General features: G+C 70.4%; 9 protein-coding genes. 1 reads left to right on the forward strand and 8 read right to left on the reverse strand.

Going from position 1 to position 11,023, the window contains the following annotated elements:
- Nucleotides 1-57 precede the first annotated feature (57 nt).
- Both ACZ66S_RS34895 and ACZ66S_RS34900 read right to left on the reverse strand, forming a co-directional pair.
- On the reverse strand, nucleotides 58-1,236 hold the full coding sequence (locus ACZ66S_RS34895; RefSeq protein WP_469905569.1) for a cytochrome P450 family protein: 1,179 nt from the start codon (nucleotides 1,234-1,236) through the stop codon (nucleotides 58-60).
- Nucleotides 1,237-1,433: 197 nt separating this feature from the next.
- Nucleotides 1,434-2,123, reverse strand: a complete 690-nt coding sequence (locus tag ACZ66S_RS34900) for a CAP domain-containing protein (RefSeq protein WP_469905570.1) — start codon at nucleotides 2,121-2,123, stop codon at nucleotides 1,434-1,436.
- 274 nt (nucleotides 2,124-2,397) lie between these two features.
- Between ACZ66S_RS34900 and ACZ66S_RS34905 the strand changes: the two genes are divergently transcribed.
- Complete coding sequence (locus ACZ66S_RS34905; protein ID WP_469905571.1) at nucleotides 2,398-2,793, forward strand: GNAT family N-acetyltransferase; 396 nt, start codon at nucleotides 2,398-2,400, stop codon at nucleotides 2,791-2,793.
- Here ACZ66S_RS34905 and ACZ66S_RS34910 read toward each other — a convergent pair.
- The 6 genes from ACZ66S_RS34910 to ACZ66S_RS34935 form a co-directional block, all read right to left on the reverse strand.
- A complete protein-coding gene (locus ACZ66S_RS34910; protein ID WP_469905624.1) occupies nucleotides 2,790-3,758 on the reverse strand; it encodes a DMT family transporter in 969 nt (322 codons plus the stop codon). The genes ACZ66S_RS34905 and ACZ66S_RS34910 overlap by 4 nt on opposite strands.
- 32 nt (nucleotides 3,759-3,790) lie before the next feature.
- On the reverse strand, nucleotides 3,791-4,396 hold the full coding sequence (locus tag ACZ66S_RS34915) for a TetR/AcrR family transcriptional regulator (protein ID WP_469905572.1): 606 nt from the start codon (nucleotides 4,394-4,396) through the stop codon (nucleotides 3,791-3,793).
- 125 nt (nucleotides 4,397-4,521) lie between these two features.
- The gene (locus ACZ66S_RS34920; protein ID WP_469905573.1) at nucleotides 4,522-5,568 is read right to left on the reverse strand and encodes a hypothetical protein; all 1,047 of its coding nucleotides are present in this window, start codon (nucleotides 5,566-5,568) and stop codon (nucleotides 4,522-4,524) included.
- Between the two features lie 30 nt (nucleotides 5,569-5,598).
- Entirely contained in the window at nucleotides 5,599-7,473 is a 1,875-nt protein-coding gene (locus tag ACZ66S_RS34925) for a DNA/RNA non-specific endonuclease (protein ID WP_469905574.1), read from the reverse strand.
- A gap of 358 nt (nucleotides 7,474-7,831) precedes the next feature.
- On the reverse strand, nucleotides 7,832-10,048 hold the full coding sequence (locus ACZ66S_RS34930; protein ID WP_469905575.1) for a trypsin-like serine protease: 2,217 nt from the start codon (nucleotides 10,046-10,048) through the stop codon (nucleotides 7,832-7,834).
- Nucleotides 10,045-10,584: a hypothetical protein gene (locus ACZ66S_RS34935; RefSeq protein WP_469905576.1), complete on the reverse strand. Its 540-nt coding sequence runs from the start codon at nucleotides 10,582-10,584 to the stop codon at nucleotides 10,045-10,047. The genes ACZ66S_RS34930 and ACZ66S_RS34935 overlap by 4 nt, the downstream gene beginning before the upstream one ends.
- Nucleotides 10,585-11,023: the final 439 nt, after the last annotated feature.

Genomic DNA, 11,023 nt, shown 5'->3' on the forward strand with positions numbered 1-11,023 from the left:
GCAAACAGAGGTCACACGGACGGCGGGGACCCTCTTCGCACCCGACAGTCGGACCGCTTACACCGTGACGGGAAGCGCTGCGAGCCCGCGCATGAGACGAGTGCGCCGCCAGTCCAGTCGATCAGCCGGCACGGCGAGCCGGATGCCGGGGAACCGGGTCAGTACGGCCCGCACGGCGATCTCCGCCTCGGCCTTGGCCAAGGACGCGCCGACGCAGCGGTGGATGCCGTGGCCGAAGCCGAGATGCGCGGTGGCGTCCCGGTCCAGGTCGAGGAGGTCCGGTGACGGGAAGCGCACGGGGTCCCGGTTGGCCGCCCCCAGCGCCACCAGTACCGGGGTCCCGGCCGGGATGTCGACACCGCCGAGCGCGACCGGCTCGGTCGTGAACCGGAAGGTCGCCGTGCTGACCGGGGAATCGAACCGGAGCAGCTCGTCCAGCGCGGCCGGGATGTCGTCCGGACGGTCGCGGAGGCGACGCAGCTCGGCAGGGCGCTGGAGGAGTGCCAGCACGGCGTTGCCGAGGAAGTTGGTCGTGGTTTCGTGACCCGCGACCAGCAACAGGACCGCCAGGGAGACCAGTTCCTCCTCGCTGAGCCGCTCCGCTCCGTCCCGAGCCGAGACGAGGCGGTCGAGGAGACTGTCGCCGGGGTCCCTGCGCTTGGCCGCGATAAGGCCCGTCATGTAGGCGGCCAGGGCGTGCGAGGCCGCGTCGATGATGTCGGGCCTTCCTGCCGCGAACAGTTCGCCGGACCAGCGCTGGACGTCGGGCCGGTCCTGCTGCGGAACTCCGAGCAGTTGGCAGATCACGACGACCGGCAGCGGCACGGCCAGAGCGGCCACGAAGTCGAACGGCTCACCGGTCGGCCACCGGTCCAGCAGTTCCTCGGTGACCTGCGCGACGAACGGTCGCAGCCGCGCCACGGCCCCAGCGGTGAAGGCCTTCGTCACCAACTTCCGCAGCCTGGTGTGGCGGGGCGGATCGCTGGCCAGCATGGTGTGCGCGACCGCGGGATGCAGCCGACGCCGTGACTCCTTGCCCGCGAAGAAGGCGGCCGTGTCCTTGGAGAGCCGGGGATCCCCGAGGGCTTGCCTGGCTTCCGCGTAACCGGTGACCAGGTAGCTGAGGCGTCCGCCCGACTCCGTGGGCATGGCCTGCACAGGGCATCTGGCCCGCATGGCCGCCAAGGTGGGATAGGGGTCCTGGAGGAAGCGTGGGTCCTGACTCGGGTCGGTCATGCTTTCAGACTCCAACGGACGCTGACGTAACGTCGCCCAAGACACGCCCAACATGCAGCGCCTGAAAGCCAGTTGTCTGGAGTGCAGGGGCGGCGAATCAGCCCGACGTCCTCACCGCGCTGATTTTTACGCGCGCGCGGCATTGCCTCGTGTGGGACGCCGACCTCGTCTGACGCCGGAGCGGACCTGCTTTGGGCTCAGCCGCCGGAGGCGAGGTCCGCCGTCCACCACGGCCCGCCGGACCCGGTGGCGACACCCACGCCCGCCTGGGTGTACCGGCAGTTCAGCAGGATGTCGCGGTGGGGTGGGCTGTCCATCCACAGCGCCACGACCGCGCTCCCTGATGCGGCTCCGGACGCGATGGTCTCGCCGCTGGCAGTGGCGTGGTAGCCGACGGCGCGGAGGCGGTCGGCCGGGCTGGAACCGTCGGATCCGGTGTGACTCAGGTGCGCGTGGCGGGCCATGTCGTCGCTGTGCCGCTGAGCGGCCCGACCGAGCGTGGCCCGCAGGCGCAGCGGGGAGCAGCCCTCAGCGGCGCGACGCCGGTTGATCCTGTCGACGACATCCTGGGCAACTTTCGAAGCAGCGAGTTCCGATGCGGGCTCGGCGCCGTCCCGGAACGGGGCGGATATCTGCCAGTGCGCGAAGTCGGGTCCCGGCCACTGCGGAGGTAGCGGCGCCTGCCAGGCATAGGAGGACGGGCCCGGAAAGGGCGGCCGATCGGCCCACGCGGGCGCGGCACCGGTCGGCAGAAAAGACAGCAGGACAGCGGCGGCAAATGGCGTCCAAGTTCTCGCTTTTATCATCGTCCCTTTCCTTTCCCTCACCTTTTCGGGTGTTGCACTCAGCGCCCGCCCCCTCAATTCCGCTTCCTGTACGCAGTCCATAGTCTTGAGGAGGCTCCATGTCCTCGCAGGTTCGCCGTTCGGCACTGGTGGCCGTGGCCACGCCGGCCGTACCGGTCGGCGACTCGGCCGCCTTGGCGACCGCTTTCCCGCAGTCGGCGCAGGCCGCGGCCTTCCCCCGGCTCGACGGCCCGCGCGGTTCGGACGGCTTCCACGGCGGCCGTGAGCGGCCTCTGCACTTTGGGCCGTTCGAGTTCCCGCGATACGCGCAGCCGCAACGGGTCGGGCATCGCCGCAGGGACCGTACGATCGAGGAATGGCGATCAAGTACGAGTGGCGGGGCGCCTTCGACAACGGGGAACTCAACGCGCTGCACGCTGACGGCTTCGGCCACCCGGTCACAAGGACCGACTGGCGAGAACGACTCGAACGCCACAGTCTCGGCTGGGTCTGCGCCCGCGAGGACGACGTGCTGATCGGCTTCGTCAACGTCGTCTGGGACGGCGGGGCGCACGCCTTCCTCGTGGACACGGTGGTCGCCACACGCGCGCGGAGAAGGGGTGTCGGCGCCGCACTGATCGCGACCGCAGCCGACGAAGCCCGTACTGCGAAGTGCGCATGGCTCCACGTCGACTTCGAGGAGCATCTGCGGTCGTTCCACTTCGACGCCTGCGGCTTCAAGGAGACCGCGGCCGGACTGATCGCCCTCTAACGACGGGGTCCCAGCTCCGAGTCGGGATGAACGGCAACAGGAAGGGACTCCATGGAGTTCCCAAGCTGTCTGTGGAAGCGGCGAGTTGGCGTCGGGGTGGTGAGCACGGCGAGGCAGGTGACGACGAGCGCGATGCCGAACCAGCCCGGGGCGGGGAGGCGTTCACTGACGACGAGGACGGCGAGCACCGCCGCAACGGCCGGTTCCAGCAGGGACAACGTGGTGGCGGTGCTGGCGGGTACGTGCGCGAGGCCCCAGCCGAAGAGGACGTACCCGGCGAACATGGGGACCACCGCCATGTAGATGCCGACGGAGGTGTTGGTCCAGGAGGCGAGCAGCGGTGCGCCCGTGGCGATGAGGACGGGCGTGAGGAGCAGCCCTCCGAGCCCGAAGACGGCACCCATCGCCGCCCGAGACGGGATCTCGCGGGTGATGAGCCGGTGCGCGGCCCAGGAGTAGAGGGCGTACGTCGCGGCGGCGACCAGTCCGAGGCCGATGCCGAGCAGGGTGCCGCCCGTGGAGGCGCGGCCCGTGCCCTCGCCGGCGTGGGCGGCCTCGGCCACACACAGCAGGGCGGTTCCGAGCAGGCCGAGGCCGGCCGCGAGCATCCAGCGGCGGGTGAGCCGACGGCCGTCCACGACGCGTTCGATCAGGGCCGAGGCGAGCGGGGCGGTGCCGATCGAGACGACGGTGCCGACGGCGACTCCCGCCAGCCGCATGGAGGTGTAGAACGCGAGCGGATACACGGCAACCGAGACGGCGCCCAGCACGACCGTGCCTCGCTGCTCACGCAGCCGGAACGTGTGGCGGCGGATCTGCGGGGCGGCGATCAGGGCCTGTAGCAGTCCGCCGAGGCCCATGGCGACGGCCCCTATCGCGAGCGGGCCTACCTCCGGGGCGTAGGTGGCAGCCGTTCCGGTCGTCCCCCAGAGCATGGACGCGGCCAGCACGCACAGGGCTCCCATGGCCGCGGACCGGCCGCGGCGGCTGGTGCCCCTCACAGTCGGTCCAGCAGCGCTGCGGCCATCGAGCGGGCGTGCCGGACCCGCTCGCCGTCGCCTTCCAGGCCGGCCCGGGCCATCGCCCCCTCCAGCAGGAAGGAGAGGTGCTCGGCCGTCGCGCGGGCCTCTTCCGGCCGGTCGGGCAGCAGCCGCTCCAGGTGTCCCAGCATCAGGCGCTCGACCTCCTCCTTGTGGGCGCGGACCACGGTCCGGCCCTCGTCGCCGGCCGGCAGTTCGGCGGCGGCGTTGAGGAGCCCGCAACCGCGGAAGCCGTGCTCGTACGCGAACGAGGCGTGGTCTGCGTACGCGTCGAAGACGGCCAGCACACCCTCACGCGGGCCGTCGGCGTGCTCCAGGCGTGTCCGGTACAGGCCGAGCCACTCCTCGTGCCGGGCATCCAGGTAGGCCCGGACCAGGTCGGCCTTGGAGGAGAAGTTGTTGTACAGGCTCATCTTCGCCACGCCGGCCTCGGCGGTGATCGTGTCGATCCCGGTCGCTGCCACACCGTCGGCGTAGAACCGCCGGGCGGCGGCGCGCAGCAGCCGCTCCCGGGCCGGGCGGCGCCGCCCACTGCCCGCCGTGCTCCCGTCGGTGTCGCCCATCGTTCTCCAAACTAGGTAGGTAGGTCTACCTAGACTAAAGGGCGCGGAGGGTTACGGCGACACTCGCGCTGCCAGGACGAAGGCAGGCGACCCTCGTGGTCGGTACGCCGGATCGTTTCGTGGGCCTACTGGATCAGCTCAAGGTGCGGATGGTCCGCGGACACCGGGCACATGTGCAGTTGCAGGTCGTAGCCTCGGGCGAGGTCGAGCATGGTGAAGTTGGCCGGAGGGGTGCCAGGGAGGAGCGGTGTGGGGTCAGCCTGCTCTTCCTCAGGGATCCAGCTCTCGGTGCCGTCGTTCCATTCGGTCGAGGCGATCGTCAGGAGCGGGTCCATTCCGGTGCCGCACGTGGGGCAGAGCCGGGGCAGGGGGTCGGTGAGGCCCCAGCGGGTCCAGCCGCCGGTCTTCCAGCCCGGGGAGATGGACAGCATGTCCATGTACAGCTCCTCCGGGGCTACCTCGTAGGAGGTGTCCAGCTCCGGTCCGGCCGCCTGCCACCGGCTCCAGTCACCCAGTTGCTCCTGAAGCTCCTTGTCCAGCTCCAGGTAGCTGGGGTATTCGGTGACCTGCTCCGGAGTGAGAAGGCACGGTTCCGGCACGTAACCCGGGAACTGGACCGCGGGCGGCTCGGGCGGGGCGTCGAGTACGTGGGTGACCTCGGCGGCGGTCCGCCAGAACAGCGCGGTCCTGGGGTGCGCCGGATGGTCGAAGGGGCACCAGAGGACCTGGAGCAGGTCGGCTCGGGAGTCACCGGGCGGCCTCAGCAGCGGGATGTCGCGCGAGTAGAGCTGCGCGACGGGCAGCATCGCGATCGGGCCCTCGGGCCACGGGCGACCGGCCAAGAGCCGCTCCTCCGTCGCCAGTTCCTCGGGCGTGGCCCAGGGCCCGGCGGGATCGCGGCGTCGCCGGCCTTCCGCGTCAGCCCGGTTGCGACGCCACAGCCGTACGTCCTCCGGGGAGAGGGCCGCGTTCACCCGGTCCCACTTGTGCGGGCCTTCGCAGTGCGGCCAGGGCTCGTCGGCGGGCCACAGCAGCGGCCCGCCGACGGAGCTGTCGTGCGCTGACGAAGACCCGGGAAGGGGGTGCAGTCGGGTCGCCGTGCGTGCCAGGGGAGCCAGTTGAGGGAAGAGCGCGGTGAGGTCGAAGGGCCGCGGCGGGGTGGTGCGACTCATGCTGGCTCCCGTGGCACGAACTGACCGAGGTCAGTTTCCGAGGTTGAGCAGCCCAGTGTCTTCCTGGGTGTTGGGAACGTAGACGTTGGGGAACAGCTCCTCCGTCGTCCCGTTCTCCCGCTGGATGTTAGCGCTCATCGTGACCCCCACCGGAATGGTGCTGGTTGCATCCCGGAAGACGGGGGTGACCTCGTAGAAGATCGCGTCGTTCGGCCCGAACGAGTCCAGCGCCACCGCCTTCTGGGCCTCGAACTCGTAGGTCCGCATGCTGGGCGTACCGGTGTTCATCCCCACCTGCCAGCAGGGGACGAGGTTGTTCTGGCCGCCGTCACGGATCTTGCCGGGTCCGCCGAGAACCTTGGCGATCAGATGGCACCGGGCCTGCGCGACCACGGGCGGATTCGCCTGGGCGAACAACTGCGCGTCCTGCCAGCCGGTGATGTCTCCCGTGGCGTCCTTGCCCTTGCCGAGGGTCTTGCCGAGGCAGGCCTGCGCCAGGGCCGGCCGGGTGCCGGGCGGGCCGAGCGGGGTGGTGGTCTTGTTGACGTGGGCGACGGTTTCGGTGGTGTTCCTGATCCAACCGGTACCCGAGGGAAGCGCACCGGTCGGCAGGTTCGACAGGCAGGGGGCCTGCGGGACAGCGGCCGGCGTCGAGAGCTCCAGCTTGAACTGATCGGCGTCGATCACCCGCTGGTTCTCGAAGCCCTTGGTGAGCTCGCCGTCGGCGAACTGCTTGTCGGCCGCGGGCACATGGGCACGCACGCAGGGCGCGGCGAAATCCGTGTCAAGGCTGTTGCCGAGCACGTAGGTGTCCCATCCCCCGCTGCTGGCGTTGGGGATCACCTCGACGCACCGTGCGCCGTCGATCCCTCCCTCCTCGACCTCCGCGAAGGGGAACTCGGCGCAGGTGTCGGTCTCCACGAGGTCCGTGTTGGCCTGGAAGGGCTCGCTGCCCGCGCTGCCGCAGGTGCGCGCCGTACGGTCGGCGGTACTGCTCTTCTCTCTGGTCAACAGCTTGTTCTGCCCCCAGCCGTCCGCGAGCTTCTGCTGCGCCCACTGGAACGCGGCGACCGCGCCACCCGGGTCCGAACCCTGCGCGCCCATCTCCACCACGGGTGTGATCGAGGGGATGACACAGCCCGGCGACGCCGTGGTCGAGGTCGTGACGTCCCGGACGGCGTCGTCGCAGCGGATCTTGCGGGGGTTGTCCCAAGAGGCATTGGGGTCGACGGCCGTGGCGCCCGGGGAGGTCACGTACATCTTGTACGAGGTGGTGAACTGCACGTTCGTGTTCGGGGCCGGGGCCGAGGAGTAGGAGACCGTGCCGGTCAGGGACTGACCCAGCGTCAGGTCACCGCCGTACCAGGGCGCGGTCTTCGTCGTCGTGCAGCCGGTTCCGCAGGAGGCCCTGAACTTGGCGTTGAGGGCGGCGACACCACCGCTCGCCGAGGTCATGGTCACCGTGACCTGCTCGTCCCACTTGGTGCCCTGCGCGGGCAGGGTCGCGCTGGTCGACACGGTCAGGGTGCCGCGTCCGAGCTCCTTGCCGTTGCTGTCACGCAGGATGTAGAGGACGTTCACGCCGCTGACGCAGTACGCGAAACGCTTGTAGGAGTAGTTGCCGGGGATCGTGATGTCACAACTGGTGGCATCGGCGGCTGCGAGCGTGTTGAGGCCCCGCTGTTGTGTCGCCGTGCGCTTGGTGGGGGCCGGGGTCGTGCTCACACATGCCTCTACGGCGCCCGCCCGGCGTTCCTTCGAACCAGCCCTGGTCGGCTCGCAGCGTTCTCCGGGCTTCGCCGGGAGGGCGCTGGTCGTGGCGAGGGGCGTGGTCGCCGACTTGTGGGTGCCCACCTGCCGCGAGTCCTGCGTCCCCTGCTGCGCATGGCTCACGCCGGTCGACACGCCCAGCGTCACCACCGTCAGCAGAGCCAGAACGGCTGACCGGGCTCGTCTTCGTCCGGGCCGTTCGGGTCGTATCGCCTGCATCGTCGTCGTACCTCTTCTCTTGGCTGGGGGAACGGCACGGCTGCGCCACGGTCAGCGGGCAACTGCCGTGGTGCGAAGGGAGGTTGGAAGCGTCGGGCCCGATGTGGGCCGACGGCCCGGCTGTCTGCCTGAGCTGTTCACTGCGAACCAGCCGCAGTCTGCCTTCACGTGCGACGAACCGGCCGTAGCGGAGTCGTCGTCAATTCGTCGGCGCCGACGAGGTGACGAGCCCTCCGGGAACCGGTCGTCGCCGGTTCCCGGAGGGCTCATGGGGTCACCTCGCGGCGGTGCCGAAGTCCGCTCCGGCGGCGGGCAGGCCACCGGTTCCGGGCTGGTAAGTGGTCACGGCGGCGACGGCGCCGCCTGCGGTCACGTTGGACAGCGGCAGGGCGTACAGGGTGCCGTACGTGGACGGCCCGTAGGGCAGACCGACGTAGAGGCGGGTGCCGGTGTAGTGAAGGCTGCTGCCGAGCTTCTGGTTCGCGCCCGGGGCGGTGGGGATGCCGTCCCCGTCGCCCGCTTCGAGCCAGCGCTCGTTCGCGCCGGGGCTGCCCAGCAGGGAGAAGGTCTCCACGGCGCCCGCGCTCGCGGTGGTGCCGATGGCCTCGTCCGGGATGCCGACGGCGAGCTTCATCGTCGCCGTGGTGCTCGCCGCGCGCGGTGCGGTGTTGATCGCGGCGAGCGTCTGGCCGAAGTGGTCGCCGGCCTCCGCCGTGCCGGAGACGTCGTCGTCACCGGTGCCCGAGTTGTAGTTCTCGAGCTGGGTGAAGGCGCCGGCCGCGGTGATCCGGAAGGACAGCACCAGGCCCGCCTCCGCCTTGTCGGCGCCGTCCACGCTCAGGGCCTCGCCGGGGGCGCCGACCGCGAGGATCGAGTCGGTGGCGGCCGCGGAGCCCGAGGGACGGTACGGGACCAGGGCCAGGGACTGACCGAAGAGGTCACCGGCCTCGGCGCCACCTGAGACCGTGTCGAGGTCCTGGTCCAGGCCGAACTTCGGAGTGGGGCGGTTCTCGGAGTTCAGGGTGTGGGAGAAGACGGCGAGGTTTCCGGCGTTGGCGTCCGATCCGATGGCGTCGCCGGGCGCGCCGATCGCGAGGTAGTTGGCGTCGGCGGCGACGCTCGTGCCGAAGCCGTCGTTCGCCTCCGCCGCGCCGGAGACTCCGGTGGCCTCCTGGTTGATGGCGATGTTGGTGGTGCCGTGCAGGTAGATCGCGCTGCCGGCCTTGGCGATGGAGCCGAGGGCCTCGCCGGGCACGCCCATCAGGACGAACGGTTCGCCCGCAGCGGTGGTGCCGGCGGCCAGGGCGTGGCCCAGGCGGTCTCCGGCCTCACTCACGGAGGCGCCCAACGAGCCGGTGCCGGCGCCCTGTTCGAGGTGGGTGTCCTTGGCGGCGCCGGTGCCGAGGCCGCCGGTCGCGCCGTGCAGGATGTCGACCATGCCGGCGTCGGCCACGGTCCCGATGTCCTCGGCCGGGGTGCCGACGACGAGGTCGGTGCAACCGTCCTCGTCGTAGTCGACGGTGGCGATGGCCTGGCCGAATCCGTCGGAGGCCTCGGCTGCGCCGGATACCCAGTCGAGGTCCTGGTTGATCTCGGCGGTGCCCTTGCCGCCGCCGTAGACGATCCGCACCAGTCCGGCCTTGGTGGCTCCCCCGACGGTGGCCTGGGGGTCGGAGATCGCGATGTCCTCGACACCGTCGCAGTTGAAGTCGGTGACGCGCACGGCGCCGACGGTCGAGCTCACCCAGGAGGCGAGGTCGTCCACGCGGGCGGCGATCCCGCCGGTGTCGGTCACGGTCGATTCGATGCCGTAACAGCCGCCCTGGTACGACTGGCTGGCCAGCGCGGCCAGTTGGGCGGTGCCGCCGCTCACGCGGACGACGGGTCCGCCGGTGTCGCCCATGCAGGCGGCCACGCCGTCCTTGCCGGTGACGGTGACCGCGGTGGCGGCGGACGAGTTCACCGAGAAGTCGCCGGTGTGGAGCTTCAGCGGGGCCCATTCGCTCGCGGTGCGGCCGTAGCCGGCGAGGGTGAGGGTCTCGCCCGCGGCGGGCGCGGTGGTGGCCAGCGCCAGCGGGGTGACGTTCGTGACCGGGCGGTTGAGGCGGGCCAGGACCACGTCGCGGTCGGTGCGCGGGACGAGTTGCACGATCTGGCGAGCGGCGCCCGCGGTGCCGGTCAGGTCGGAGCGCCCGATGACCGCGGTGGTCCGGGTGGCCGGCTTGCCGGCGGGCACGCTCAGGCTCGTCGCCGGGTCGGCGGCGAAGCAACTGGCCGCGGTCAGCAGCCACTCGGCGTCCACGAGGACGCCGGAGCAGCCGCGGTCGTGGTCGCCGACGGTGATCTGCGCGGTGTACGCGTAGGTCGTGTCGGCGGCGGCGACCTCGGGACCCGTCACGGCGGCGGCGGGCACGCCGGCCAGCACCACGGCTCCCGCGCTCAGGGCCGCGGCCGGTGCGAGGCGGCGAAGTCGGCTGACACGTCTGCTCACTTGGTGCTCCTGATCTCCAGGAGCGTGAATTCACGGCTCTGTTCGTCCGTGCTCTCACCCACCGGCGTCCAGGTGTTCTTGGCGATGTCGTACGTCGTCTCCTCGGTGCCGACCGTCATGTCGACCTCGGTCGCGTAGTCGTTGCCGCGGATGAGGTAGACCGACGGCAGCTCCAGGGTCAGCCAGCCCGAGGTGCCCTTGACGTCGAAGCAGACCTTGCTCTTGTCGCGCGCCTGCACCTCCAACTGGCCGGTGCCGCTGACGCAGTCGGCCAGCAGGATGTGGCCGTCGCCGCGCTTGAGCAGGATGTTCTTCTCGGCCAGGATCTTGTCGGCCTGCGGGTAGTCGAAGTCCTCGACCGCGTAACCGGGTGCGCTGTCCGCGACGGTAGCGGCGGTGCCCGCCTCGGCGTGGGTTGCGCCGGGCACGCCGGCCGCGAGAGCCGTCCAGGCCAGGGCGCCGACGGTTGCCGCGCCCAGGGCGCGGGCCAGTACTCGTCCACGTCGTGTCCGCGCCGCAAAGGGGCGCGACTTCACCGTAAATGTGCTGCGCGACTTCATCACTTTCCTCAAATCGTCGCTTCCCAAAAGAAGTCCGTAACGTAGTTCAAGGCAGGCGTGAAGGAAATCGTCTTCCCCCCGTTCAAAAAGCGCTCCCCGGCCCCGGGGGCGCTTTGCCTCCCACATGCCATCTCGCTTCCCGTGGCTTGTCCACTCCGCCAACAGTCATAAAACGGACGACAGTTGAGGGCTCCATGTGACCCTCGCCACACTCCTGGAAGGGTTGTACGGTCCTTTACAAAGACTCGGTAACGAAGGCGGGGCACATTTCTCCGTGCGGATTCAATTCACTGAGCCAAATTTGATTGCGCACTGCATCCGCGTTGGTATGGTCACGTCCGTGCGCAGGCAACGCATACGCCTCACCGGTGCCACACATGACTTCCCGGCCATGCGGGGGAAGCCTGCCGTGTCA

Source organism: Streptomyces sp. NPDC107471, from assembly GCF_055582845.1.

Coding starts and splice junctions, on each gene's coding strand:
- ACZ66S_RS34915 (WP_469905572.1), bottom strand. CDS start 4,396: ATGGGCGACACCGACGGGAGCACGGCGGGCAGTGGGCGGCGCCGCCCG.
- ACZ66S_RS34920 (WP_469905573.1), bottom strand. CDS start 5,568: ATGAGTCGCACCACCCCGCCGCGGCCCTTCGACCTCACCGCGCTCTTC.
- ACZ66S_RS34900 (WP_469905570.1), bottom strand. CDS start 2,123: ATGGACTGCGTACAGGAAGCGGAATTGAGGGGGCGGGCGCTGAGTGCA.
- ACZ66S_RS34905 (WP_469905571.1), top strand. CDS start 2,398: ATGGCGATCAAGTACGAGTGGCGGGGCGCCTTCGACAACGGGGAACTC.
- ACZ66S_RS34910 (WP_469905624.1), bottom strand. CDS start 3,758: ATGGGAGCCCTGTGCGTGCTGGCCGCGTCCATGCTCTGGGGGACGACC.
- ACZ66S_RS34895 (WP_469905569.1), bottom strand. CDS start 1,236: ATGACCGACCCGAGTCAGGACCCACGCTTCCTCCAGGACCCCTATCCC.